This window comes from Ruegeria sp. TM1040 (genome assembly GCF_000014065.1).
Classification (GTDB): Bacteria; Pseudomonadota; Alphaproteobacteria; order Rhodobacterales; family Rhodobacteraceae; genus Epibacterium.
Map to the genome: position 1 here is coordinate 2,936,897 of NC_008044.1, position 26,699 is coordinate 2,963,595.

Genomic DNA, 26,699 nt, shown 5'->3' on the forward strand with positions numbered 1-26,699 from the left:
TCAGTATCCCGCTTCCTGTCGTTGCCTAATCAGATGAGGCGGCATTTTCTCGAACACGCCCTCGAACATGTCGCGCGGCGAGGGGCCCTTGCCACCACCGAGCGTGCCGACCTTTTCGGCCTCTTTCTGGGCGGTGATGACCTGATCCATCAACTCCGCCTCAGCCTGACTGTGGCGCTCCTCACTCCACTCGCCGATCCGGATAAGGTGGCGTTTGAGACGGTCGATGGGATCACCAAGCGGCCATGCCGCGCCCTCATCTGCGGAGCGATAGGCCGAAGGGTCATCGCTGGTGGAATGGCCACCCGCGCGATAGGTCACATGCTCGATCAAGGTGGGGCCAAGGCCCAGACGTGCGCGTTCGGCCGCCCATTTGGCCACCGCGTTGACCGCGAGATAGTCGTTTCCATCTACCCGGATCGACGCGATGCCAAAGCCATGCCCGCGCGCAGCAAAGGTGCCCACCCCACCGCGTGCGATGCCCTGAAAGGTCGAGATCGCCCACTGGTTGTTGACGATATTGAGCACCACCGGCGCATTATAAGTCGAGGCAAACACCATCGCGGCGTGAAAGTCGCTCTCGGCGGTGGAACCATCGCCAATCCAGCCTGCGGCGATCTTGGTATCACCGGAAATCGCTGAGGCCATCGCCCAGCCGACAGCCTGCACGAACTGGGTGCCGAGGTTGCCCGAAATCGAAAAGAAGCCGTGTTCTTTTGAGGAGTACATGATCGGCAACTGCCGCCCGTGCAACGGGTCGTCGGCGTTGGAATAGATCTGGTTCATCATGGTGACCAGCGGATAGTCCCGCGCAATCAACAGGCCCGCCTGCCGATAGGTGGGAAAATTCATATCCCCATCCTTGAGCGCGCGAGAGAAGGCACAGCTGACGGCCTCCTCGCCAAGATGCTGCATGTAGAAACTGGTCTTGCCCTGGCGCTGCGCGTTCAGCATCCGCGCATCAAAGGCGCGCAGAAGCATCATGTCCCGCAATCCTTCGCGCAACTCTTCCGGAGAGAGCGTTCCGGCCCAGTCGCCCACCGCTTCGCCCTCTTTGTTGAGGACACGCACGATGGAAAACGCCATCTCACGCATGTCGTCAGGGTCCACATCGACCGAAGGCCGCGCCACGGCTCCGGCGCGGGGCACCTCGAAATACGAAAAATCAGGCGTATCGCCCGGACGGCAGCCCGGCTCCGGGACATTCAGTGCGAGCGGTGCATAGGTTTCGTTGTCGCTCATGCTGCACCTCGCGCGGTGTTCGAGGCCTTGGCGAGAATATCTGCAACCATGTCGTCTGCCACGGCGGTGGTGGTGCGCCCGGTCTTGTCGCTGAGGTCAACCAAGGTGCGGATGCGTGCGGCAACGCCATCCAGCCGCTCGGTGCGGTAGCTTGTGCCCGCTTTATGGATCTCGCCTGCGACACTGATGATGCCGCCAGCATTGACCACATAGTCTGGCAGGTAGCGAATACCCCTTGCGCGCAGCGCATCTGCGACCTCGGGCGTCTCAAGCTGGTTGTTCGCAGCACCACAAACGAGTTTTGCAGACAGTTTTTGCGCTGTTGCCTCTGTCAGCACGCCCCCAAGTGCGCAGGGTGCAAAGATGTCCATCTCGGTCTCAAAAATCTCTGCAGGGTCGCAAATCGTTGCACCAAATGCAGTTTTTGCATGCTGAAGCGCAGCCTCATTGATGTCGGCCACAATCAGCTCCGCCCCGGCACCGTAGAGCTTTTCGGCCAGAGACATTCCAACGTGGCCCAGACCTTGAACCAGCACCCGACGCCCGGAGAGATCGCTGGTGCCAAAGACCACTTCTGCCCCGACCAGAAGACACTGGAACACCCCCTGCGCGGTAAAGGGAGAGGGATCTCCGGTCCCATGCGCCCCATCTTCAAGCCCAACGGCATATGGGGTTTCCTCGGCGACGATCTTCATGTCGTCCGGCGAAATTCCCACATCTTCGGCGGTGTAATAGCTGCCATCGAGGCTCTGGACGGCGCGCCCAAATGCACGGAGCAATGCGGGGGACTTGTCGCTTTGCGGATTGCCGACGATCACGGATTTGCCGCCACCAAGCGCCAGATCTGCCATGGCGTTCTTTGAGGTCATCCCCTCCGCCAGACGCAGCACATCCATGCGCGCCTCATCCACGGTGGCGTAATTCCACATCCGACACCCCCCCGCCGCAGGGCCAAGAACTGTGGAGTGCACACATATAAAGGCCTGCAGCCCGCTTTCGGGGTCTTGTGCAAAGACGAGGCGTTCATAGCCTTCGGGTGCCGTTTCCTCGGTCAGGTTCAGTGTCATGGTCTCTCCACCGCGCAGAAATCTGATTTGGAGATTTTATCGCGAAACACTGGTGGAAAAATTCCATATCCCCCATAATAACACGCAAACATTAGTGCTTATCACTACACAAGGGGTTTATGTTGGCGAAATACGCTGCAGACCGATTGGACCGCGCGATTCTACGCGCCCTCCGCGAGGATGGCCGCATGTCGTTGGTACAATTGTCGGAACGTGTTGGATTGTCTGCGACCCCGGTCAAACGACGCCTGCGCCAGCTCGAAGATAGCGGCTTGATCGAGGGTTATGTGGCGCGGATCGACCGTAAGGCCGCCGGATTTGGCATCACCGCATTTGTCTCGGTTGAGCTTGAAAAACAGGACGCCGAAGCTGTCGCGAGCTTTCAGCGAAAAGTGGCACGGTTTGAAGAGGTCGTGACCGGGAGCCTGATGACGGGTGCGCAAGATTTCCTGTTGGAGGTGGTCGTGGAGAGCCTGGAGGAATTCGAGACCTTCCTGCAAACCAAACTCATGCGCGTGGAGGGGCTGCGCGCGGTGCGGTCACGATTTGCGCTGCGCAAGTTTATTGATCGTGCCCGCATCCCTTGATTTGCGCAGTACCGCACAAAAAGAGACCGCGCCCAGATCCTGGGCACGGCCTCTTCCTCGGTGTTTCGGGGACCGATTATTCTATCAAAGCGCGGCTTTGAACAGCTGGGTGAGGTTTTCCTCAGTCAGCTTGACGGGATTGCCGCCGCAGCTGGGATCAATGATCGCGCCTTTGACCAGCTCCGGGATCGACTCTTCGGTCACGCCCAACGCAGACAGGCCGCGCGGGATGCCGAGGCTGTCGTTGAACTCTTGCACGAAGGCCTTGAAGCCCTCAAAGCCGCCCTCGATCCCGAGGTAGGCCGCTGCCATGTCAAAGCGTTCGGAAATCTCGGACGCGTTGAATTCCAGCACTGCAGGCATGCAGACCGCGTTGGTGGTGCCGTGGTGCGTGTTGAAATGCGCGCCAATCGGGTGGCTCATGGCGTGAATCGCGCCAAGACCTTTTTGGAACGCGGTGGCGCCCATGGCAGCCGCAGACATCATGTGCGCGCGCGCCTCAATGTCGGTGCCGTCCGCATAAGCGCGCGGAAGGTAGTCCTTGACCAGGCGCATACCCTCGAGCGCCATACCCTGTGACATCGGGTGGTAGTGCGGCGAGGAAAACGCCTCGACGCAATGGGCAAAGGCATCAAGCCCGGTGCCGGCAGTGATGAATTTGGGCATCCCGACGGTAAGCTCCGGATCGCAAATCACCACGGTGGGCAGAACCTTGGGGTGGAAGATGATCTTTTTCTGGTGGGTGGCGCTATCGGTGATGACAGAGGCACGCCCGACCTCAGATCCGGTGCCCGCGGTGGTCGGCACGGCAATGATCGGGGCGATCGCATCCGCGTCCGCGCGGGTCCACCAGTCGCCGATGTCCTCAAAATCCCAAACCGGGCGGGTCTGGCCCGCCATGAACGCAACCATTTTGCCCAGATCGAGGCCGGAGCCGCCGCCAAAGGCGATCACACCGTCATGGCCGCCTGCCTTGTAGGCCGCAACACCCGCGTCGAGGTTTTTCTCGTTCGGGTTGGGGTCGACCTCAGAAAACATCCCGCGCCCAAGGCCTGCGGCCTCCATGATATCGAGCGTCGATTGAGTGACGGGCAGATCTGCAAGCCCCTTGTCGGTGACCAAGAGCGGCTTTTTGATCCCGGCTTGCGCGCAAGCATCGGCCAGTTCCTTGATCCGGCCTGCGCCGAATTTGATTGCGGTCGGATAAGACCAGTTTCCAATGAGAGACATCAGCATGTTCCTATGGTGAGCCGGGGTGGGGGCGCTGCCCCCGCTTGCCATCCGGCAAGCTCCCCCGGGATATTTTTGAGAAGATGAAGGGCCTTAGGCGGTGACTTTTTTCAGGTGGTAGGACTTCGGCCGGGTCAGGTTGTGATAGCCGATCACCGAAAGACCACCGCCGCGACCGGTGTTCTTGCAGCCGGTCCAGCAGAGCCCCGGATCGAGGTAATCTGCGCGGTTCATGAACACGGTGCCGGTCTCGATTTGGTCGCCCACAGCCTGTGCGCGCTCCAGATCCTTGGTCCAGATGGAAGCGGTGAGGCCGAAGTCGCTGTCATTCATGAGTTTGATCGCTTCCTCATCGGAGGAGACCTTCATGATGCCCACGACCGGTCCAAAGCTTTCATCGCGCATCACGCGCATCTCATGGGTGACATTGGTCAGGATCTGCGGAGTCAGATAGGCACCCCCATCATCCGCATCCATTGTGGCGATGTGCGCCACGGCACCCTGTTCGATCGCCTCGGCGATCTGGTCGCGCACCTCTTGGGCAAAACGCACGTTGGCCATCGGGCCGATGGTGGTTTCCGCATCCAGCGGGTTGCCGAGCTTGTAGCCATTGACCACCGCCAGCGCTTTTTCAACGAAAGCGTCATAGAGGCTCTCGTGGACGTAGATGCGCTCGATTCCGCAGCAGCACTGGCCAGAGTTGAACATCGCGCCGTCGATCAGCGTATCAACTGCGGCGTCCACGTCCGCGTCTTCCATCACGTAGCCCGGATCCTTGCCACCGAGCTCGGTCCCAACGCCCGTGAAGGTGCCCGCTGCGGCACGTTCCATTGCCTGGCCGCCGCCGACAGAACCGGTAAAGTTCACAAAATCAAACGCCTTCTCCGCGATCAAAGCAGAGGTGGTATCGTGATCGAGGAACACGTTCTTGAACACATCCTCAGGCACGCCCGCCGCATGGAACGCCTTAGCCATCCGCTCACCGACCAAGAGCGTCTGGGTGGCGTGCTTCAGCACCACGGTGTTGCCCGCGATAAGCGCTGGCGCGACGGTGTTGATCGCGGTCATGTAGGGGTAGTTCCAGGGCGCCACCACAAAGACCACACCATGCGGAATGCGTTTGATGTAACGCTTGAAAGTGGCGTCCTCGCCAACCTCGATGTCCGCAAGCGACTCGGCAGCGATCTGCGCCATATGCGACGCGCGCTCGTTGAACCCACCAAATTCGCCGCCAAACCGTACCGGACGCCCCATCATATGGGCAAGCTCAGGCACGATTTCATCGTTCATCTCGCCAATGGCGGCGACGCCCGCCATCACGAGATCGATACGTTCCTGTAGCGGACGCGCGGCCCAAGCCTTTTGCGCAGACCGCACGGCGGCCACCTCGCTACGGGCGGCGTCCAGATCCAGCGTCTCGCGGCTGGCGTAGACCGATCCGTCGATCGGCGAAATACAATTCAGTGTCTTGCCCATTGGCCAACTCCTCCGGGGGCGCAGGATACGGCCCCGATTATCTTCATCTTCTCCCAAATATCCCGGGGGTGCGGGGGCTGGCCCCCGCCCGCCCAGCGGATATCAGGCTTTCTCAAACCCGCGCGCGACCTCATAGTCGGTCACAACGCGATTGAATTCTTCAATCTCCCACTCTGCCGCGCGGGCATAGTGCGTGATCACGTCTTCACCAAAGGCCTCGCGCAGCATCTCGGAGCCCAACAGCGCCTTACGCGCTTCCAGCAGGCTGCGCGGGATATGCTGTTGTGTGTCGCCAGCATAGGCATCGCCATTGAACGGGTCCTGCAGTTCCAGTTTTTCCTCGATGCCCTTGAGCCCAGCCGCCAACATCGCAGCCTGCGCCAGATAAGGGTTCATGTCGGAACCCGGAACCCGGCATTCAACCCGAACACCCTTGGTTCCATCGCCACAGAGGCGGAAGGCCGCCGTGCGGTTATCAACAGACCAAACCACCTGCGTAGGTGCAAAAGTGCCTTTGGCAAACCGCTTGTAGCTGTTGATATAGGGCGCCATGAAATAGGTGTAGTCGGCGGCGTATTTCAACAAACCCGCCATATAGTGGTCCATCAGCTTTGATTTTCCGAGCGGCGCGCTCTCGTCAAAGAAGGCGTTGCCGCCATCCTTCCAAAGCGACTGATGCACATGCGCAGCAGACCCGACCCGTTCGTGGTGCCATTTGGGAAGGAACGTCGCCGCAAAACCCTGCTGATGCGCGATCTCCTTGATGCCATGTTTTGCGATCGTGTGATGATCGGCCGTTGCCAGCGCCGCGTCATACTTGATGTTCAGCTCTTCTTGGCCGGCCTCTGCCTCGCCTTTGGAGCCCTCGATCGGGAGCCCCATGGCGCGCAGGTGATTGCGGATCGGGCGCATCACAGGCTCCTCTTTGGAGGTCTGCATGATGCTGTAGTCTTCGTTGTAGGTTGAGATCGGCTCGAGCTTGTTAAAGCCGCCAGCGGCGATCTCGTCATGGGTGCCTTTGAACAGGAAGAACTCAAGCTCGGTTGCCATCACGGGCGACAGCCCCAACGCCTCGCAGCGCGCGATCTGCGCCTTGAGCATCTCACGCGGCGAATGCGCGACTGGTGCGTGGGTGTGATGGTCGATGACATCACAAAGCACCATCGCAGTTCCCTCAAGCCACGGAACCGGGCGCAGCGTCGTCAGGTCCGGCTTCATGATGTAGTCGCCGTAGCCGCGTTCCCAGCTGGTTGAGGCATAGCCATCCGGTGTCGCCATCGCGAGATCGGTGGCCAGCAAGTAGTTGCAGCAGTGGGTCTCGCCGTCTGCCATTTCGAGGAAGGCCTCGGCGTGGAAGCGTTTGCCCATCAGGCGGCCTTGCATGTCCACAATGCAAACCAAAACCGTATCCACTTGTCCGGCTGCGATCTGTTCCTTGAGATCCTCGAAAGTCATCTGGCGTTCCCTGTTGTTTTGACAGGGGGCAGAGTGAAACCCCGCCCCCGACATTGATTGCTATTGCACGTGTGATCAGCCGTAACGATACGGACGACCGGCTTTCGCCATATCGGCGTTGTACTTCTTGAAGATCTCGACAACCTTCGCCTTGGTTTCGGATTCGGCTGCGATCTCGTCCCAGAACTTTACCGCGGCATCTTCGACCTGCTGCCATTCTGCATCGGGGATCGAGGTCAGCTTCATCTTGTCGCCATTGACGCGCAAGGAGGCTTCGCCACCCCAGTACCACCACTGGCGATAGTAATGCGACTGGTCGGTGCAGACACGGAACAGCGCCTGCAGATCTTCGGGCAGCTCGTTCCAACGGTCCATGTTGGCAAAGAAGCTGCCTGCCCATGCACCGGAAATGTTGTTGGTCAGGAAGTAGTTGGTCACATCGGCCCAACCCACGGTGTAATCTTCGGTAATGCCCGACCAAGCAACGCCATCCAACTCGCCGGTCTGCATTGCAACTTCGATGTCTTCCCACGGCAGGGTGACAGGCACGACGCCGAACTGGCTCAGGAAGCGGCCCGCAGTCGGGAAGGTGAAGACGCGCTTGCCCTTGAGATCCTCAAGCGAGTTGATCGGATCTTTGGTGGCAAAGTGGCAAGGATCCCAAGCGCCTGCGGAGATGTGCTTGACGCCCACCTTGGAGTATTCCGCATCCCAGATCTCGTTGAGGCCGTACTGGTTGAACAGCACCGGCACGTCGAGCGAGTAGCGCGACGCAAAGGGGAAATAGCCGCCAAAAACGGTCACTTCTGTCGGAGACGCCATGGAATCGTCATCAGACTGTACCGCGTCGATGGTGCCTTTCTGCATGGCACGGAACAGCTCACCCGTGGGGACCAGCTGGTCGGCGTAGAAAAGCTCGATCTGCATGCGGTCGCCTGCGATCTTGTTGAACATTTCAATCGCCGGGTCGATCACATGCGCTGCAAGCGCGGGACCGGCGTAGGTCTGCATCCGCCATGTGATCTTACCAGACGCCAGCGCAGGCGCTGCAAGCGGTGCAGCGGCAGCGCCCAAGGCGGTGGTCTTTAGAAAATTACGACGTGTTGTCATCAGTAGTACCTCTCTGTGGTTATCGTCTGGGGCCGTTTGAACAGGGCCTTCTGCTTATTGTCCGTAAATGGTCTCCGGCAGCCAAAGTGCGATCTGCGGGAACACCATGATAATTGCCAGCGCCACGACCATGATCGCCACAAACGGCACGATCGAACGGTAGATATCGGTCAGCGAAATTTCTGGCGGCGCCATGGCGCGCATCAGGAACAGGTTGTAGCCAAAGGGGGGCGTCATATAGGCGATCTGGGTCGTGATCGTGTAGAGGACGCCATACCAGACCAGATCGAACCCAAGTGCTGCAACCAGGGGCACATAGAGCGGCGCCACGATCACAAGCATCGCAGTGTCATCCAGGAAGGTGCCCATGATGATGAAGCTGAGCTGCATGAGGATCAGGATGACCCAGGGGCTGAGCCCCAGCTGTTCGGTAAAGAGGCTGTCGATGGCCTTCACCGCGCCAAGCCCGTCGAAGACCGCGCCAAACCCAAGCGCCGCAAGGATGATCCACATGAACATACATGAGATCGCCAGCGTGTTCTTGGTGCAGGATTCAAAGATCTTCCACGTCATGCGACGCTTTGCAATCGAGGCAGCCAGCGCCGTGAGCGCCCCAATCGCGGAGCTCTCGACAAGCGAGGTCCAGCCATTCACAAAAGGCACCATCATCGCCGCAAAGATCAACAGCGGCAGCGCGCCCGAACCGAGAAGGCGCAGTTTCTCTGCACGGGGCACCTCGTGGGCGTCTTCCATTGCCGGACCAAGGGCCGGGTTCGCCTTGCAGCGCAGCCAGATGTAGATGATGAAAAGTCCCGCCATCATCAGTCCCGGAATCACACCCGCCAACCAGAGTTGCCCAACCGGCTGGCGCGCAATCATGGCATAGAGCACCAGCACCACCGAAGGCGGCACCAGAATGCCCAGAGACGAGCCAGCCTGGATCACGCCCGTGACCATGGTCTTGTCGTAGCCACGGCGCAAAAGCTCCGGCAGCGCAATCGTGGCACCAATCGCCATGCCCGCAACCGACAGGCCATTCATGGCAGAGACCAGAACCATCAGGCCGATGGTGCCGATGGCAAGCCCGCCATTGATCGGCCCCATCCAGACGTGGAACATCTTGTAGAGATCATCCGCCAGACGGCTCTCGCTCAGGACGTAGCCCATAAAAATGAACATCGGCAGCGTCAGCAGCGGGTACCATTTCATCAGCTTCATCGCGGCCGAGAACGGGATGTCATAACCACCCACGCCCCACAGCAAAAGCGCAGCAACGGCCCCCACAGCCCCAATCGCACCAAAGACGCGCTGCCCGGTGAAGAGCATGAGCATCATGGATGCAAACATAAAGATGGCGATATATTCCTGGCTCATGAGGGGCGCTCGCTTGGGATGTCGTAGCCCTTGAGGCGGGCGATGTCTTTGAAGAGTTCAGAGATGGCTTGCAGCAGCATCATGAAGAAGCCGAAAACCATGATCGATTTGATCGGCCAGATGAAGGGGCGCCATGCTGTCGAGGCGCGCTCCATATGGCCCACCTCCTCGGCGCCTGTGATTAGGCCCCAGAAGAAGGCAAAGGGATTGTCACCCCAGTAGCCCAGCGAATAGGCTGTGGAGCCAAGACCGCCATAAAAGAGAATGGCGAGGTAGGTGATCAACGCCAGCACGGTGAAGGCATCAAACCAGGCTTTCCGCCGGGTGGACCAGTTGTGATAAAATAGGTCCATGCGCACATTCGACCCGATCTGGATCGAGTAGGGTCCACCAAGTATGTAATAGGTGACCATCGCGAACTGTGCCATTTCCAGCGTCCAGAGCGAGGGCAAAAAGAAGGTCTTGGAGATCGAGGACCACAAGAGGATCCCCATCATCACAAAGAGCCCCCACATCATCAGGCGTCCGATCCGGTAATTCACCGCATCGACGACCCGCACATATCCCAGCATCGCTCCGATCATACGGCTGCGTCCTCCAGTGTGGCGCGAATCCAGGGTGCAAGCGCTGTGGCCCAAGCGTCCTGCTGCGCAGGCGTTGCAATCAGATCGTTCCGGATCTCCAGCATCACATTCAGCAAGCCATTGTCACAGCCATGCACGTCCAACGTATGTGCGACGCCATCGCTGGCGCTGTAAGGCTCGTTGAGACGCACGTCCCAAGCGAGGCCTTCTGGCTGATGCGCCAGCATTGCCTTGGCAAAACGGTCGTCGCGACCATGCAGGAGACCAAGCTCAACCGCACGGGTCTCACCATTGTAGACGGGGGTGAAGCTATGAACCGTGACCATCAGGCGCAGAGCAGACTCGCGTGTCGCGATCTCCTCAGCCAAAGCGGCGCGGAACGGTTCATACACCGCCTCCACCCGCTGCGCGCGCGCCGCGTCCGACAGGTCTCGATTGCCTGGAACGTCAAAAATCTCGGAAGCCGGGGGAATCGCCGTGGGCGACTCGGGCGGACGGTTCAGGTCGTAAACCAAACGCGAGATACAGCCCTCGACTAATGGCCCCTTGAGCAACTCTGCCAATTTGCGCGCCACGCCCAGCGCGCCCGGATCCCACGCGATATGACTGTCACGCGCCGCATCATCCAACCCCAGCGCATCAAGCGAGGGAGGAATCCAATTGGCGGCGTGCTCGCACACGATGATGACCTCAGCCTCCGCAGCGGATGGCGTCTTGGCAAACGAGGGACCGAAATCAAAGGCAAAGGTATCTGTATTCATGTGAAGCATGCTCTTCAGCCGACACCCTTCTGTCAATATACTTTCTGTAAAAATTCTTTCATCAACGCCCAACCTGTAATAAAATGCCAAAAACCCGAGCAGGAGAGCCGTGGATGCCGACGATTGCCGAGAAACTGAAATCACGCGAATCTGACCTGACGCGTGCGGAACGGCAACTTTCGGCGGCGATCTTGGACAACTATCCGATTCCCGGTCTTGGCAGCATCACAGAGCTTGCGGAACTGGCTGAGGTCTCGACGCCGACCGTCGCGCGTATGGTGCAAAAACTGGGGTTCTCTGGCTATCCCGAATTTCAGCATGCCTTGCGCGAAGAATTGCGCGAAATCATCTCTAACCCTGTGGAAAAAAGGGCAGAACAGGCGCCGGAGCTACCAGAAGGCCATATGCTTAATCGGTATGCTGTTGCGGTCTATGACAATATTCGCGCCACGCTGGAAAATGTGAACCTCGAGGAGTTCGACACGCTCTGTGCGCTTCTCGCGGACACCAATAGTCGCGTACATATTGCCGGCGGGCGCCTGAGCGGAACGCTGGCACAGAACTTTTATCTGCACCTGCAGATGATCCGAAGAGATGTCTTCATGATTCCGCCGCGCGCCTCCTGGACCCACTCGGTTCTGGACCTGCTTCCGGGCGATACGCTGATTCTCTTTGACATCCGACGCTATGAGAACGCGACCCTTCTTCTGGCTGAGATGGCGCATGAACGCGGCGTGAAAGTGGTTCTGTTTACGGATCAGTGGCGCTCGCCAATTCAAAAAGAGGCAACATTCACCTTTGCCGCGCGCATCGCGGTGCCCTCGGCATGGGATTCAGGGGTCGCGCTTTTGTTGTTGATCGAAAGTATGATCGCCAAGATCCAAGAGGACCATTGGGACACCGTGAAGGCGCGCAATGACGAGCTCGAAGCCGCCTTCGACCGTACACGCCTGTTTCGCAAATTCACCTGAGACCTGTTCGCCCGCCGCATTCATCGGTAGTTTGCCTCCCAACCGGGATGCACAGGCACAGCGATGACAGCGCGCAAGGACAGATTTCACCTCTCACCAGAGACCCGCATCCTCACGCCCGAGGTGGCAGGTCTGGCGGAATTGCTGCATGCGCTCCGCGAGGGCCAGTCCATTCTTGCACAACCGGGTGCCGTCCCGATCCAAGCCCAAGCGGAACAGACGCAGTGGCTCTACTGCAAAAGCTCAGGCTCGACGGGATACGCAAAAACCATTCGGCGCAGCCCCGAAAGTTGGATTCGAAGCTTCGAGATGGACCGAGAGCTTTTTGCGCTTGGCGCCAGGGATACCTATGCAAGCCTTGGCAACCTTTCGCATTCGCTCACGCTATTTGCGGCGGTTGCGGCGTGCCAAATCGGTGCCGACCTCGCGATGCTGGGCGACTGCGGTCCGCGAGAACAGCTTAGTCGACTGGGCGAGTTCCACGCCTCGGTGCTCTATGCGACGCCAGCGCAGTTGCGACTGCTGCGCCGCGCTGCGGGAAAACGTCAACTGGAAGGGCTGCGATTGCTGTTTTCATCGGGTGGCAAGCTCGACCACGAGACGCGCGCCGGGCTTCAGCAGCTCTTTCCGGGCGCCCAGGTGATTGAGATCTTCGGCGCCACCGAAACAAGTTATATGACCATCGCAGGCCCGGACGCGCTCGAAGGGTCTGTGGGACAAGCCTACCCTGGCGTTGAAATCAGGATCGACAGCCCTGATGCGAATGGCGTGGGCGAAATCTGGATACGGAGTCCGTTTGTCTTTGATGGCTATGTAAAAGGAGAGAGCCAAGAGACACGTTGGAACAACGGGTGGCTCACCATCGGAGAGATGGGACGGCTGGACGAGTCGGGCAACCTCTTTGCCAAGGGGCGCAAAAATCGCATGGTGACGGTGGCCGACAAGAACGTTTTTCCCGAGGAAATCGAAGCCGTCCTGATGAGCGTCCCCGAGGTCGAGATCGCCGTTGTCTGTGCAGTTCCGGATGCGCTGCGCGGGCATGTGATCCATGCCGCGGTTCAAGGCGAGGCCAGTCCCGCTGCGCTCCGGCAGCTTTGCCGCCATCAAATCGGCGATCACGCCGTGCCTCGCAGCATACGCAGGGTGGCGAAGATCCCGATGCTGACGGCGGGCAAACCGGACCTGCAGGCCTTGCGCGATCTTTGGGACGATCTGTGATGCCCTCCATTGTCAGCGCGCGCCGTACCGCGGTGATCCCGCGCGGAGGCGCCTTTGCGGCGCTAGAGCCACATGAGCTTGCGGCCCCTGTGATCCGCGCCTGCCTGGAAGACGCGGGCCTCGCGGGGGATGAGGTCGGAGAGCTGATCCTGTCCAATGCCTTGGGTGCAGGGGGAAATCCAGCGCGGGTAGCAGCGCTGGCGGCTGGGCTGCCAGACCATGTCGCGGGGCTCAGTATAGACCGCCAATGCGCGGGCGGACTGGATGCAATCCTACTTGGGCATGCATTGGTTCAGGCTGGTCACCATGAGGTCGTGATCGCCGGTGGCGCAGAAAGCTATTCCCGCCGTCCGCAGCGCAGCCGCACTTTCGCCGATGGACGCCCACCAGAGCCTTACGCGCAAGCACGATTTACCCCGTGGCCGGATCGTGATCCGGATATGGCGGTGGCCGCGGCAGATCTGGCACGCATGCAGCACATCACCCGAGCAGAGCAAGATGACTGGGCCCAGCGCAGCCATGCTCTCGCAAGCTTGCATGAAGCCAGACGCGCCGAAGAGATCGTTTCAATTAACGGCGCGGTCAAAGATAGTTTCACGCGCACCCTCACCGCCCGCCACTGCGCGCGCGCCAAAGTTGTCACTGGCGACATAACGGCTGCGAATATGGCGGTGGCGGCGGATGCGGCGGCCTTTGTGGTTATTGTGAGCGAAAAAATCGCGCGGCGTCTGCGCACGCGAGGGCTTTCGCTGATTGCAGGCGCAACACTCGGCGCGGACCCAGAGCAGCCAGGCCTCGCCCCGCTGCCCGCAATCCAAAAAGTGCTCACTCAGGCGCAAATTGAGCGCACAGATCTATGCCGCGCAGAAATCATGGAAGCCTTCGCAGTGCAGGCACTGGCCTGCGTGCGCGGCGCAGCTTTGCCCGCGGACATCGTTAACCCCGCAGGAGGCGCACTGGCACAAGGTCATCCCGTGGGCGCTTCGGGCGCTCTCCTCGTGGTACGACTGTTTCACGCGCTGCGCTGCGGAGATGGAATTGCTCTGGCCGCCATTGCCGCGGCTGGTGGCATAGGCTCTGCTGCCCTCTTTGAGGCTACATGAAAATGTGAAAAAGGCGCCGCGAAATGCAGCGCCTTTCCAATCATCGTAGATCCACCCAGATCACTTCAGATCAAAGCGATCCAGTTCCATCACCTTGACCCAGGCCTTGACGAAGTCGGCAACCATTTTGCCCGCATTGTCGTCCTGCGCGTAGACCTCGGACAGAGCGCGCAGCTGCGAGTTGGAGCCAAAGATCAGGTCGGCACGGGTGCCGGTCCATTTGACCTCGCCAGTGGCGCGGTCTGCGCCTTCAAAGATCTCGCCGCTGTCGTCCGTAGCGGTCCATTTGGTACCGAGATCGAGCACGTTGACGAAGAAATCATTGGTCAACTGGCCCTTGCGCGAAGTGAGAACGCCGTGGGCGCTGTCACCATAGTTCGCTCCGATTGCGCGCAGACCACCGACCAGCACCGTCATTTCCGGCGCCGAAAGTGTCAGCAGCTGCGCTTTGTCGACCAGCATCTCCTCGGTGGAGACCGAGAATTTCTTTGGCGCGTAGTTGCGGAACCCGTCGATCTGCGGCTCCATCACGTCAAAGCTTTCAACATCTGTCTGCTCGTCCGTGGCGTCGGTGCGTCCGGGTGTGAACGGCACAGTCACGTCAAAACCGGCGTCCTTGGCCGCCTTTTCAACGGCTGCGGAGCCCGCAAGAACGATCAAATCCGCCAATGACACCTTTTTGCCACCGGACGCGGCCGCGTTGAAAGAAGACTGAATACCTTCGAGCGCATTCAGGACTTTTTCCAGCTTGGCCGGTTCGTTTACTTCCCAGTCCTTTTGCGGCGCAAGGCGGATGCGGGCACCATTGGCGCCGCCACGTTTGTCTGAACCGCGGAACGTGGACGCAGAAGACCATGCAACGTAGACCAGATCCTGGACCGAAAGGCCGGAGGCGAGAATGTCTGCCTTGAGGGACGCAATATCTGCCTCCTCGATCAGCGCGTGATCGACGGCGGGCAGTGGATCCTGCCAGATTAGGTCCTCATCCGGAACATCCGCACCCAAATAGCAGGCCTTGGGCCCCATATCGCGGTGCGTCAGCTTGAACCATGCGCGCTTGAAGGCCTCGGCGAACTCCTCCGGGTTTTCATGGAACCGCTTGGAGATCGGCCCATAGATCGGGTCCATCTTCATCGCCATATCGGCGGTGGTCATCATGATCGGGACCTTTTTGCCGGAGCCGTCCACCTCGGGGGCGTGGTCATCCTCTTTGAGGTCCTTCGCATGCCAGATCCAAGCACCCGCCGGGGATTTGGTCAGTTCCCAATCATAGCCGAACAGGACATCAAAATAACCCATATCCCACTGGATCGGATTCGGCGTCCAAGCGCCCTCGATCCCAGAGGTAATAGTGTCCACGCCCTTGCCGGATTTGTGCGAAGAGAGCCAGCCCTGACCCATCGCCTCGATGGGCGCAGCTTCTGGTTCGGGGCCGACTGCGTCCACCGGGCCGTTGCCATGCGCCTTGCCAAAGGTGTGCCCCCCGGCGGTCAGCGCCACGGTTTCCTCGTCGTTCATCGCCATCCGGGCAAAGGTCTCGCGAATGTCACGGCCGGATGCGATGGGGTCCGGGTTCCCGTCAGGCCCTTCGGGATTCACGTAAATGAGACCCATCTGCACGGCAGCCAGCGGGTCCTCCAGCACGCGATCACCGGAATAGCGGGCCTGCGCGTGATCCGAGGTGGCAAGCCATTCGTCTTCAGCCCCCCAGTAAATGTCTTCCTCGGGCTCCCAAACGTCGGCACGGCCACCACCAAAGCCAAAGGGCTTCAGCCCCATGGACTCGATCGCGCAGTTGCCCGCGAGGATCATCAGATCGGCCCAAGAGAGCGCATTGCCGTACTTCTTTTTGATCGGCCACAGCAGCATGCGCGCCTTGTCGAGGTTGCCGTTGTCCGGCCAGGAGTTCAGTGGCGCGAAACGCTGCGTGCCCGTCGAGGCGCCGCCACGACCGTCTGCGGTCCGGTAGGTCCCTGCCGAATGCCAAGCCATGCGGATCATAAGCCCGCCATAGTGACCGTAGTCCGCTGGCCACCAATCCTGACTGTCGGTCATCAGCGCGATCAGGTCTTTCTTCACAGCGTCCAGATCGAGGCTCTTGAACGCCTCGGCATAGTTGAACGTCTCGCCGAGCGGATTCTGGCGCGCCTGATGTTGATGCAGGATCGAGAGGTTGAGCTGGTTCGGCCACCAGTCACGGTTTGATCTGCGACCCTTGTTGGTGTTCGCGCCCGAAAAGGGGCAGCCGCCGCCTGCGCCAATATCTTGTCCGTCCATGTCTTCCTCCAGAAAGTGTCCTTGGTGGGAACAGTTGTTCAAATGTCGGGGGCATCGCGGTCTTGGTTGCTGTTGGCGAATCCACAGAAGTCCTGACAGCTGCCCTCACAAATCTTTATAGCAAGAGTTCAGAATTATTCTAAGTTGCATTTTCTCATAATCGCTATAAGAAAAACAAATGATCAATATCACACTCAAGCAGCTCCGGTACTTCGAGGCGCTCACCCGGCATGGGCATTTTGGACGCGCGGCGGATGCCTGTGCGATCTCGCAACCTGCCTTGTCAATCCAAATCAAAGAGTTGGAGGAGACGCTTGGCATCGTTTTGTTTGAACGCAGTGCGCGCCATGTGCGCCTGACAGGTTTCGGACAGGACTTTGCAGAGCGCGCACGAGAAATCCTGCGGTCTGTTGATGAGTTGGGCGATCTGGCACGCGTCGCACAGGACCGGATGGTCGGTCGGCTCCGCATTGGGGTTATCCCCACGGTTGCGCCCTATCTACTGCCTACGCTGATCCAGCGTCTGAACGCCCGGCATGACGGACTTGATGTCCATATCCGCGAAACCCTGACGCAGCGCCTGATCACGGAACTTTTGGAAGGGCGGCTGGACACAGCGATTGTCGCGCTCCCGGTGTCAGAATCGGGATTGGTCGAAACCGCGCTGTTTGAAGAGAAATTCGTCTTGGTCCGTCAGGCTTCGGATGCGGGCGCGCCGGTTCCCTCGCCCGAAGGCATGCGCGAAATGAAGCTCTTGTTGCTGGAAGAAGGCCATTGTTTTCGCGATCAGGCCCTGTCCTTTTGCAGCCTGCGTCCGGCGCTGCCGCGTGACGGGCTGGACGGCAGTTCATTGTCGACACTGGTACAGATGGTGGGCGCCGGTATCGGCGTTACGATCATCCCCGAGATGGCCGTCGCTGTGGAGACACGCTCTGCACCCGTCTCTCTTGCTCGTTTCCCAGGAGATGAGCCAGGGCGCACGATCGGGATGGTCTGGCGCAAGACCAGCCCCCTCGCGCCACAACTACAAGACATCGCAGAGGTGGTGCGAGAGGCTGCCGAAGCGCTGGCACGCCGAAACAGAGATGTCTTACCGCTCTAGGAAAGGGGCTTAGCGCCCCTTCCAGACCGGATCGCGCTTTTCCGCAAATGCGCGCGCGCCTTCAAGATTGTCCTCGGATCCATAGAGCACATCGACCGTGCGCAACTGCCGTCCGGTGATCCGATTCATTGCGTCCTGAAACTTGGAATCCTCTGCGTCGCGCACGATTTCCTTGATCGCCGCGTAGACAAGCGGCGGACCGGACGCGAGCAGACGCGCGAGTTCCCAGGCACGATCCATCAACTGATCCGCTGCAACGATCTCATTCACCAGACCCCAGCGGTGAGCTTCCTCCGCATCAAACCACCGTCCGGTGAGCAGTAGCTCCATCGCGACGTGATAAGGGATGCGTTTAGGGAGCTTGATCGAAGCCGCATCGGCCACGGTGCCCGAGCGGATCTCTGGCAAAGCAAAACTCGCATGATCTGCCGCGAGAATCATATCCGCCGAAAGCGCCAGTTCCAGACCACCTCCGCAAGCAATGCCATTCACCGCTGCGATAACCGGTTTGTTCAGGTCGCGCAGTTCTTGCAGGCCACCAAACCCCCCGACCCCATAGTCGCCATCCACGGCATCGCCGCCTGCCGCCGCTTTCAAATCCCACCCGGGGCAAAAGAACTTGTCGCCACCACCGGTTATGATCGCCACCCTTAGCGCATCATCGTCGCGAAAGGCCTGAAAGGCCTCTCCCATCTGCCGCGAGGTCGCAAGGTCGATCGCATTGGCTTTGGGCCGGTCCAGTGTCACCTCAAGGATGGCCCCCTCACGGCGGGTCTTGATCGGGCTGTCTTGGCTCATTTTATTTTGTCCTTTCTGCGCATCAATGCATCTGCTGCGACGGCATCGCTAGGCGTGCAAATCAGCGGATTGATCTCGATTTCCTCAAGGCCCTCGGCCTCGGCGATCACATAGGCTTCGACCGCTCGGATCGCCCGCATGATCGCTGCGCGATCCGCAGGCGGTGCGCCTCGGTAGCCTTTCAGGAGTGGAGCGATGCGCAAGCTGTCAAGCGCAGTACTCAGCGCCGAATCCGAGGCCGGCAACAACACAGACGTGCTGTCCTGCATGACCTCCGTCAGTGTGCCACCTGCCGCCAGTGTCAGCACAAAACCATGTGCGGGATCTTTGGTCACCCCGACAAGCAGCTCCGCAACCGCACCGGTGATCATCTCTTCGACGAGGAACCGATCCGTGGGCATAGCAACGGCGGCATCGCTCACCTCTTGCCCACTTCGAAGGTTCAGGCGCACGGCGCCCTCTTCTGTCTTGTGGGCGATCCCCTCGCCCTTGAGCGCAACCGGGTAGCCGATGTCTGCCGCCACCGCTCGCGCTGCAACCACGCTGCGGGCAGGTTTGGAGCGCGGCACACGCAGGCCAAACCGTGCCAGCCACGCTTTGGCCTCGCCCTCCGGCACCAGATCAGGATTGCTATGGCTCTTGGTGGGCAACAACAGCGGGTGTGTGAGCTCCGGCAACGGGTGCCCTGCCGCCTCTGTCGCGGTGATCGCCTCAGATAGCCCCATGAACGGCACCACGTCGGCGGCGATGAGTTGCTCCATCACCGTTTCCGGCAGGAGCTCCGGCAAGGTTGCCACGAGCGCAATGGGCTGACCCGTTTGTTGCCGCACCGCGATTGCAGCCTCGATGACGCAGTCCCAGTCCGAGGCATCGCATCGGTCATCGCGGGGGAAGTCCACCACAATCATGGTCAGGCCCAGCTGCGGATCGACCATGGCGGCAAAAGCGCGCGTCATCGCGTCCACATCGCGCCAGATGTAAGTGTGGTAGTCCAGTGGATTGGCAAGCGCGACCATTGGTCCAAGAGCGGCGCGCAGATCCGTACGCTGGCGTTCATTCAACGGAGGAAAAGAGACGCCGCGCCCATGCGCCGTATCTGCCGCAAGGCTCGCTTCACCGCCGGAACAACTGATTGTTGCGATCCGCGTGGAGGGCAAGCGCCCAACCATGTGCATCAGCTTCAGCGTCTCCAGAAAGGATGGCAGATCATACAGCCGTGGAATACCCAGACGCCCCAGCAAGGCGCTGGCACCGGCGTCCCCCCCCGCGAGTGAGGCCGTGTGCGACACCGTTGCCGCCCGAGCCTGCGCAGATCGACCCACCTTGAGCGCGATGATCTGTTTGCCGAGTTGGCGGGCTTTTACTGCGAGCGATTCAAAAGCGCGCAGATCGCCAAATCCCTCGATATGAAGCCCCAGCGCCGTCACCCGATCGTCTTCGAGGAGCGCCTCTCCAATTGCGGCGATCCCAGTCTGAGCCTGATTGCCACAGGTCACGACATACGCGAGCGGCAGCGCCCGTTTCTGCATCGTGAGGTTGAGCGCAATGTTGGAGCTCTGGGTGATGATCGCCACCCCTTTTTCCACGCGCTGACCACCATGTTGATCCGGCCAGAGCAGCGCCCCGTCGAGATAATTGATAAACCCATAGCAATTGGGGCCAAGGATCGGCATCGATCCTGCAGCCTCCAGCAGGTTCTGCTGCAGGTTTGCACCTTCGCTGTCCTCGGCCTCGGCTTCGAGAAATCCGGATGCAAAGCAAACCGCGCCCCCGGCGCCACGCTCTGCCAGCGCCCGCACCACATCAATGGTCGCAAGGCGGTTGATCCCGACAAAGCTTGCATCCGGCGCCGAAGGCAGAGCGGCAACATCGGCATACGCCGTGAGCCCGGCCACCTCTTCGGCCTTTGGATGCACGGGCCAGATCTCCCCCTCAAACCCCATTCTGCGGCATTGTTCGATTACGGCAAGACACCACGCACCTCCGCCGACAACGGCGATGGTTTTGGGTCTAAATAGCCTGTTTAGAGACTGCATATAGATCTATTCGCTTGAACTGTTGCGGTCCAGATGCCCGAGGCTCTGTTCCGGATTGATAAGGTCACGCACACGGGTTTTGAGCTCTTTGACATCTGGAAAACCGCCATCGCGCTTGCGCTCCCAGATCAGTTGGTCTTCCACGGAGATCTCAAAGGTGCCCCCGATTTCGCCGGGGACCAAGGTCACACCAGCAAGCTGTTCTTGAAAGGTCGAGAGCAATTCCTGGCTCATCCATGCCGCACGCAACAACCAGTTGCACCCGATACAATATGTGATGGTGATATGCGGTTTTGTTGTGGGTTCAGCCGTGGTCGACACGATCAGCCTCCGTGTGGTCTCAGCATCTCGCGGCTGATGATGTGCCGCTGGATTTCACTGGTCCCTTCCCAGATACGTTCAACGCGCGCGTCGCGCCAGATCCGTTCCAGCGGGAGTTCATCCATCAGCCCCATGCCGCCGTGGATCTGGATGGCCTCATCCGCAACCATAGCGAGCATTTCGGTCGCTTTCAGCTTGGCCATGGACATGTCGGCCTCGGTGACGCTGCCCTGATCGAACTTCCAGCCCGCCTCCCAGGTCAAGAGATTGGCGGCTTTCAACTCCATCGCCATGTCGGCGAGCTTGAACGACACGCCCTGGAATTTGCTGATGGGCTGACCAAACTGTTTGCGCTGCGCGGCGTATTCCACCGCATGTTGCAGCGCTCGATCCGCACGCCCCAGACAGGTGGCCGCAACCTGCAGACGGGTGGCACCAAGCCAGGTGTTTGCCACCTCGAACCCCTGGTCGACCTCGCCAAGGATCGCCGACGACGGCAAACGGCAGTCATCGAACTCCAGCACCTGATTGGTGTATCCCCGATGCGACACATTGCGATAGCCGTCGCGCACTGCAAAACCGGGAGTTCCTTTGTCCACAAAGAACGCCGTGATCTTTTTCTTCTTGCCGCGCGGAGTGTCCTCCTCGCCGGTCGCCATAAACACGATGGCAAAGTCGGCAATATCCGCGTGAGAGATAAAATGCTTGGTCCCGTTCAAGACCCAGTCGTCGCCTTCCTTGCGCGCCGATGCTGTCATGCCACGCAGATCGGAGCCAGCGCCCGGCTCGGTCATTGCAAGACAGTCCCATTTTTCGCCGCGAATACAGGGGAACAGATATTTTTCTTTCTGCTCGTCCGTGCCCGCAAGAAGGATATTCGAAGGACGTGCCACGGCCGTCCAGTGAAGCGCATAGTTCGCGCGCCCCAGCTCTTTTTCGTACATCAACCACGACAGGGTATCGAGCCCTGCCCCACCGACCTCCTCGGGCATGTTTGCCGCATAGAGACCAGCCTCGATGGCCTTTGACTGGAGCTCTTTAATCAGATCCATATCCAGATGGCCGCTGCGCTCGACCTCGAGTTCATGCGGATACAGCTCGTTTTCGACGAAGGCCCGTGTGGTTTCGACGATCATCGCCTGTTCTTCAGTCATCCCAAAATGCACGAGCTCTCTCCTTGTTGGCGTATCTGCTTGCTCCACACCCTATCCTTGGCGTAGCGTCCAGATCGTGCAGATAAGGCGAATTTCATGCAGAAATGGACAAATGATCTTGCCACAGCGAGCCAGGTGGACATTCTCCTCTTTGATGACTTTTCCGGTCATTGCCTCGCAAATACCGTGGAGCCGATGCGTGCCGCCAATACGCTAGCAGGGCGCGAACTCTACCGGTGGCGATTTCTATCACTGAACAGCAGCCGTGTCGTTTCATCCTCCGGCATGGAGGTGACGGCCCATGCGCAACTGGCAGACTGCCGCGGGGACATGCTGGCCGTGATGCCAAGCTACAACTTTCTGCGCCATGATACGCCAGAAACCCGGCGCGCCCTCCGTGCTGCGGCCATGCGCTATCGCGAGTTGGCGGGGCTGGATACCGGTCCCTGGCTTCTGGCCGCAGCGGGCTTGCTGGATGGGCGACGGGCAACCATTCATTGGGACGAGTTGGAGCGGTTGGCGGAGGCCTACCCCGACATTGACGTCCAGCGCAGCCGCTACGTGCTTGATGGGAATAGGATCACCTGTACCGGCGCGCTCGCGGCGTTTGATCTGATGCTGGAGCGGATCGGCATCGCTCATGGTCAAGCGCTGCGGCTGGAGGTTGCGGCCCTGTTTATGTCCACCGAAGGCAGCGGCCCCACACCGGAATCGATGCTGGCACGCACAAAGGTCGTGGCCCGTGCCGTCGGGGTGATGCAAGCGCATGTCGAGGAGCCGCTCTCGATCCCGGAGATCGCTCGGCAAATCGGCCGTTCGCGCAAGGATCTTGAGGCACGCATGAAATCCGATCTGGGCGCCACTCCTGCAAAAGTCTATCGACGGCTGCGCCTCATTCAGGCTCGAAAGCTCATATTAGAGACTGATATTGGCATCTCAGAGGTTGCGACCCGCACCGGATATGAAAATCCGAGCGCGCTGACACGGGCTTTTCGAGTTGAATTCGGAACAACACCCCGCGCCCTGCGCGCCCCGACCTCGTGACGTCAGCCACCGGTCTTTCTTACCCTAGGTATCAACCACGCGCCCTTAGGCCATTAAAACCGAGGCCTCCTGCGATTTGCCGTCCAAAAGCTCGAGCACCGCAGCTGCAGGTCGGCACAGCTTCACCCCATTTCGGCAGGCAACGATCGGTCGATTAACCAACTCCGGATGGGCGACCATCTTCTCAAGGATCAGATCCGCGCTCACATCATCGTCCAGGAGGCCGAGCGCCTCGGCAGGAGAGCGGGTGCGCCGCAGCGCCGTATGCGGGGTCAGCCCAGCGGCAGCAAAAAGCCCCAAAAGCTGCGCGCGTGTCCAACCTGTGCTCAGATACTCCACAATAGTTGGCGCGTACCCTGCGTCGCGGATCATCCGCAAAACGTCCCGTGATTTGCTGCAATCGGGATTGTGGTAAATGACGATATCCAAGGGCGTGCTCCGGCATGAGGTCATGAGGCTGTTATGAACTCGGATTACGGGTCTTGCACCCATCTGCGCAATCAATAACAGTAGGCCATGACACATAAGACCTTCCCAAGCTGGCCCGACGTCGCCCCCCAACTGATCGAAACTGCTGCCGGACGCAGCCCCGCCGATACCGTGATCCGTAACGGTAAATGGGTGAACGTGCACACGCGCGAGGTTCTTGAGGGACATGACATCGCGATCAAGGCAGGCAGGATCGCCTATGTCGGACCGGATGCCTCCTATTGCACGGGGCCAGAGACCGAGGTGATCGACGCTGAGGGGCGCTACATGATGCCTGGGCTCTGCGATGGACATATGCACATCGAATCCGGGATGCTGACCCCCGCAGAATTCGCCCGCGCCGTTATCCCGCATGGCACAACGACCATGTTCACTGACCCGCATGAGATCGCAAATGTCCTGGGACTTGAGGGCGTGCGCTTGATGCATGACGAGGCGCTGTTGCAGCCGGTCAATATCTACACGCAGATGCCGTCCTGCGCCCCCTCTGCGCCGGGGCTGGAGACCACCGGCTATGAGATCTCCGCCGAGGATGTCGCTGAGGCCATGACCTGGCCGGGGATCATCGGCCTCGGTGAAATGATGAATTTTCCGGGTGTCGCTCATGGTGATCCAAAGATGCTAGCGGAAATCGCCGCAACCCAGCGCTCCGGCAAAACTGTAGGCGGCCACTATGCCTCGCCAGATCTTGGACCGGATTTTGCAGCCTATGTGGCAGGCGGCCCCGCAGATGACCACGAAGGCACCTGTGAGGCGGACGCCATCACACGGATGCGACAGGGCATGCGGGCAATGGTGCGCCTCGGATCCGCCTGGTATGACGTCGAGGCCCAGATCACAGCGATCACCGAGAAGGGCCTTGATCCGCGCAATTTCATCCTTTGCACCGATGACTGCCACTCCGGAACGTTGGTCAATGAGGGTCATATGAACCGCGCAGTGCGTCACGCAATCGACTGCGGCTGCGATCCGCTGATCGCGATCCAGATGGCGACGATCAACACCGCAACACACTTTGGGCTCGAGCGCGAAATTGGCTCCATCACCCCCGGTCGACGGGCCGATATCATCCTGACATCTGACCTGAAAACGCTGCCCATCGAAGTGGTGATCGCGCGTGGGCAGATTGTGGCTGAATCAGGCTCTATTAAGGTGGAATGCCCCCATCTTGATTGGCCAGAAAGCGCTCGCGGTACGGTGCACCTGGGCCACACGCTCGCTGCGACGGACTTTGAACTGGCAGCACCAGAAGGGGCAAATGCCGTCACCGCAAATGTGATTGGCGTGGTGGAGAACCAAGCCCCGACCAAAGCGCTCAAAGCGGAGCTGCCGGTGCGCGATGGTCTGGTTGAGGGTGAAGGCGATGTCTGCCAGATCGCCCTGGTTGAGCGTCACCGGGCCACAGGCGGCGTGACCAACGCCTTCGTGTCGGGTTTCGGCTACGAAGGGAAAATGGCGATGGCCTCGACCGTGGCGCATGACAGCCATCACATGATTGTGGTCGGCACTGACCGCACCCAAATGGCCCTTGCCGCCAACCGTCTGGCCGAGGTCGGCGGTGGCATCACGATTTTCCGGGATGGCGCAGAGCTGGCGTTGGTGGAGCTGCCTATTGCCGGTCTGATGTCTGACAGCCCTGCCTCAGAGGTCGCCGCCAATGCACAGAAACTCGTGGAGGCCATGCAGGCCTGCGGCTGCACTCTGAACAATGCCTATATGCAACACTCTCTCTTGGCACTTGTGGTGATCCCGGAACTGCGGATCAGCGATCTTGGCCTTGTAGACGTGCGTAGTTTCAAGAAAATTCCAGTAATCGAGCCGTTCAATGAATGATGTAAAAACACCCGACCTGCCCGCTGCCGAAAGCTTTACCGACGCCAAAGCGGCCGTAGCGCGCCTGATTGAGCTCTACGATAGCGCAACCAATTTTCTCTGTGACGAGTTTATTGCCGCGATGAGCGCCGGAGCTGCGCCGAGCAGCCGCATGCGAGCCTACTATCCCGAAGTGCGCTTCACCACCACGACCTACGCGCAGGTGGACAGTCGCCTGAGCTTTGGTCATGTGGCCGATCCCGGCATCTATTCCACCACCGTCACACGGCCCGATCTGTTTCGTCATTACCTGGAGCAGCAAATCGGGTTGCTGATCAAGAACCACGACCAGCCGGTGACAGTGGGGGTATCGCAAACGCCGATGCCAGTGCATTTTGCCGTCGCCTCGCGCCCGGGACTGACAGTACCGCAGGAGGGCGCCGCGCGCTTCACCCTGCGCGATGTCTTTGATGTGCCGGATCTCGCCACAACAAACGACGACATCGTAAATGGCACCTATGTGCCCGAAAACGGTGTCGGTCCGCTGTCGCTCTTTACCGCCCAGCGCGTCGACTACTCTCTGGCGCGTCTGTCACACTATACCGCGACCGACCCGGAGCATTTCCAGAACCATGTGTTGTTCACCAACTACCAGTTCTACGTGACAGAGTTCGAAGCCTATGCGCGCGAACAACTGGCCGATCCAGACAGCGGCTACACCAGTTTTGTCTCCACCGGAAACGTCGAGATCACCAAAGCGGATGGAGAGCTGCCAGCATCGCTCAAAATGCCGCAGATGCCGACTTACCACCTGAAACGCCCCGACGGAAACGGCATCACACTGGTCAACATTGGCGTTGGCCCGTCAAACGCGAAAACCGCAACCGATCACATTGCGGTCCTGCGCCCACACGCCTGGCTGATGGTGGGCCATTGTGCGGGTCTGAGGAACTCTCAGGCATTGGGAGATTTTGTGCTTGCTCATGCCTATCTGCGCGAGGATCACGTTCTGGATGACGACCTGCCGGTCTGGGTACCGATCCCGGCATTGGCAGAAATTCAGGTCGCGCTCGAGGAAGCCGTGGCAGAGGAAACCGGACTCGAAGGCTATGATCTCAAGCGGATCATGCGGACTGGCACCGTTGCAAGCCACGACAACCGCAACTGGGAACTGCGCGACCAGTCTGGTCCCGTGCAACGTCTGAGCCAATCCCGTGCGATTGCTCTTGATATGGAGAGCGCCACCATCGCCGCCAATGGCTATCGGTTCCGGGTTCCCTACGGCACGCTCCTGTGCATTTCCGACAAGCCCCTGCACGGTGAATTGAAGCTGCCCGGCATGGCGTCCGATTTCTATCGCACGCAGGTGTCGCGGCATCTGCTGATCGGGATCAAGGCAATGGAGCGACTGAGAACAATGCCGCTCGAGCGTCTCCACAGCCGGAAACTGCGCTCTTTTGACGAAACGGCCTTCCTGTAAAGGCGAAA

Annotated in this window: 23 protein-coding genes; 8 read left to right on the top strand and 15 right to left on the bottom strand. The window is 59.7% G+C overall.

Translation table 11 applies throughout. From position 1 onward, the window contains the following. Nucleotides 1-1,242: a 3-methyl-2-oxobutanoate dehydrogenase (2-methylpropanoyl-transferring) subunit alpha gene (locus TM1040_RS18330; RefSeq protein WP_011540092.1), complete on the bottom strand. Its 1,242-nt coding sequence runs from the start codon at nt 1,240-1,242 to the stop codon at nt 1-3. After that, nucleotides 1,239-2,309 (bottom strand): Glu/Leu/Phe/Val family dehydrogenase, encoded by a 1,071-nt coding sequence (locus TM1040_RS18335; RefSeq protein WP_011540093.1) that lies wholly within the window; start codon nt 2,307-2,309, stop codon nt 1,239-1,241. Before TM1040_RS18335 ends, TM1040_RS18330 begins: the two co-directional genes overlap by 4 nt. 119 nt (nt 2,310-2,428) lie before the next feature. Between TM1040_RS18335 and TM1040_RS18340 the strand changes: the two genes are divergently transcribed. After that, nucleotides 2,429-2,896: an Lrp/AsnC family transcriptional regulator gene (locus tag TM1040_RS18340; protein ID WP_011540094.1), complete on the top strand. Its 468-nt coding sequence runs from the start codon at nt 2,429-2,431 to the stop codon at nt 2,894-2,896. A gap of 84 nt (nt 2,897-2,980) precedes the next feature. Here the strand turns inward: TM1040_RS18340 and TM1040_RS18345 are convergent, their stop codons facing one another. From TM1040_RS18345 to TM1040_RS18375, 7 genes are all read right to left on the bottom strand, one after another. Further along, nucleotides 2,981-4,126 (bottom strand): iron-containing alcohol dehydrogenase, encoded by a 1,146-nt coding sequence (locus TM1040_RS18345; protein WP_044026938.1) that lies wholly within the window; start codon nt 4,124-4,126, stop codon nt 2,981-2,983. Between the two features lie 93 nt (nt 4,127-4,219). Continuing rightward, nucleotides 4,220-5,602 (bottom strand): aldehyde dehydrogenase family protein, encoded by a 1,383-nt coding sequence (locus tag TM1040_RS18350; RefSeq protein WP_011540096.1) that lies wholly within the window; start codon nt 5,600-5,602, stop codon nt 4,220-4,222. A 102-nt stretch (nt 5,603-5,704) separates the two neighbouring features. Continuing rightward, nucleotides 5,705-7,057 carry a glutamine synthetase family protein gene (locus tag TM1040_RS18355; RefSeq protein ID WP_011540097.1) on the bottom strand — a complete coding sequence of 451 codons (1,353 nt, stop codon included), beginning with the start codon at nt 7,055-7,057 and terminating at the stop codon, nt 5,705-5,707. Nucleotides 7,058-7,132: 75 nt separating this feature from the next. Then, nucleotides 7,133-8,167, bottom strand: a complete 1,035-nt coding sequence (locus TM1040_RS18360; protein ID WP_011540098.1) for a TRAP transporter substrate-binding protein — start codon at nt 8,165-8,167, stop codon at nt 7,133-7,135. Nucleotides 8,168-8,221: 54 nt separating this feature from the next. Continuing rightward, nucleotides 8,222-9,541, bottom strand: coding sequence for a TRAP transporter large permease (locus TM1040_RS18365; RefSeq protein ID WP_011540099.1), 1,320 nt, complete (start codon nt 9,539-9,541; stop codon nt 8,222-8,224). Beyond that, on the bottom strand, nt 9,538-10,125 hold the full coding sequence (locus TM1040_RS18370) for a TRAP transporter small permease subunit (protein WP_011540100.1): 588 nt from the start codon (nt 10,123-10,125) through the stop codon (nt 9,538-9,540). Before TM1040_RS18370 ends, TM1040_RS18365 begins: the two co-directional genes overlap by 4 nt. Further along, entirely contained in the window at nt 10,122-10,886 is a 765-nt protein-coding gene (locus tag TM1040_RS18375; protein ID WP_044026940.1) for an N-formylglutamate amidohydrolase, read from the bottom strand. Before TM1040_RS18375 ends, TM1040_RS18370 begins: the two co-directional genes overlap by 4 nt. A gap of 113 nt (nt 10,887-10,999) precedes the next feature. Between TM1040_RS18375 and TM1040_RS18380 the strand changes: the two genes are divergently transcribed. The 3 genes from TM1040_RS18380 (at nt 11,000) to TM1040_RS18390 (ending at nt 14,178) form a co-directional block, all read left to right on the top strand. Beyond that, entirely contained in the window at nt 11,000-11,857 is an 858-nt protein-coding gene (locus tag TM1040_RS18380; RefSeq protein WP_011540102.1) for a MurR/RpiR family transcriptional regulator, read from the top strand. Between the two features lie 63 nt (nt 11,858-11,920). Beyond that, nucleotides 11,921-13,075: an AMP-binding protein gene (locus TM1040_RS18385; RefSeq protein ID WP_011540103.1), complete on the top strand. Its 1,155-nt coding sequence runs from the start codon at nt 11,921-11,923 to the stop codon at nt 13,073-13,075. Next, nucleotides 13,075-14,178, top strand: coding sequence for a thiolase family protein (locus TM1040_RS18390; protein WP_011540104.1), 1,104 nt, complete (start codon nt 13,075-13,077; stop codon nt 14,176-14,178). Before TM1040_RS18385 ends, TM1040_RS18390 begins: the two co-directional genes overlap by 1 nt. 60 nt (nt 14,179-14,238) lie before the next feature. Here TM1040_RS18390 and katG read toward each other — a convergent pair whose 3' ends face one another. Beyond that, complete coding sequence (katG, locus tag TM1040_RS18395; RefSeq protein ID WP_011540105.1) at nt 14,239-16,455, bottom strand: catalase/peroxidase HPI; 2,217 nt, start codon at nt 16,453-16,455, stop codon at nt 14,239-14,241. A 178-nt stretch (nt 16,456-16,633) separates the two neighbouring features. On the opposite strand from katG, the gene TM1040_RS18400 reads away from it, so the two are divergent. Then, entirely contained in the window at nt 16,634-17,557 is a 924-nt protein-coding gene (locus TM1040_RS18400) for a hydrogen peroxide-inducible genes activator (RefSeq protein WP_011540106.1), read from the top strand. 9 nt (nt 17,558-17,566) lie between these two features. Here the strand turns inward: TM1040_RS18400 and TM1040_RS18405 are convergent, their stop codons facing one another. Genes TM1040_RS18405 through TM1040_RS18420 form a run of 4 tightly spaced genes read right to left on the bottom strand, consistent with a single transcriptional unit; the run spans nt 17,567 to nt 21,878 of the window. Further along, a complete protein-coding gene (locus TM1040_RS18405; protein ID WP_011540107.1) occupies nt 17,567-18,355 on the bottom strand; it encodes a carnitinyl-CoA dehydratase in 789 nt (262 codons plus the stop codon). Next, a complete protein-coding gene (locus TM1040_RS18410) occupies nt 18,352-20,391 on the bottom strand; it encodes an acetate--CoA ligase family protein (protein ID WP_011540108.1) in 2,040 nt (679 codons plus the stop codon). Before TM1040_RS18410 ends, TM1040_RS18405 begins: the two co-directional genes overlap by 4 nt. 6 nt (nt 20,392-20,397) lie before the next feature. Continuing rightward, the gene (locus TM1040_RS18415; protein ID WP_011540109.1) at nt 20,398-20,712 is read right to left on the bottom strand and encodes a SelT/SelW/SelH family protein; all 315 of its coding nucleotides are present in this window, start codon (nt 20,710-20,712) and stop codon (nt 20,398-20,400) included. Between the two features lie 2 nt (nt 20,713-20,714). Next, complete coding sequence (locus TM1040_RS18420) at nt 20,715-21,878, bottom strand: acyl-CoA dehydrogenase family protein (protein WP_044026941.1); 1,164 nt, start codon at nt 21,876-21,878, stop codon at nt 20,715-20,717. A gap of 84 nt (nt 21,879-21,962) precedes the next feature. Between TM1040_RS18420 and TM1040_RS18425 the strand changes: the two genes are divergently transcribed. Next, on the top strand, nt 21,963-22,910 hold the full coding sequence (locus TM1040_RS18425) for a GlxA family transcriptional regulator (protein WP_011540111.1): 948 nt from the start codon (nt 21,963-21,965) through the stop codon (nt 22,908-22,910). Between the two features lie 45 nt (nt 22,911-22,955). On the opposite strand, the gene TM1040_RS18430 is transcribed toward TM1040_RS18425, so the two are convergent. Further along, complete coding sequence (locus tag TM1040_RS18430; RefSeq protein ID WP_011540112.1) at nt 22,956-23,339, bottom strand: arsenate reductase family protein; 384 nt, start codon at nt 23,337-23,339, stop codon at nt 22,956-22,958. An 87-nt stretch (nt 23,340-23,426) separates the two neighbouring features. Here TM1040_RS18430 and ade point away from each other — a divergent pair, with 87 nt between their 5' ends. Both ade and TM1040_RS18440 read left to right on the top strand, forming a co-directional pair. Continuing rightward, nucleotides 23,427-25,232, top strand: a complete 1,806-nt coding sequence (gene ade / locus TM1040_RS18435) for an adenine deaminase (RefSeq protein ID WP_011540113.1) — start codon at nt 23,427-23,429, stop codon at nt 25,230-25,232. Then, entirely contained in the window at nt 25,225-26,691 is a 1,467-nt protein-coding gene (locus TM1040_RS18440) for an AMP nucleosidase (protein WP_011540114.1), read from the top strand. The genes ade and TM1040_RS18440 overlap by 8 nt, the downstream gene beginning before the upstream one ends. Nucleotides 26,692-26,699: the final 8 nt, after the last annotated feature.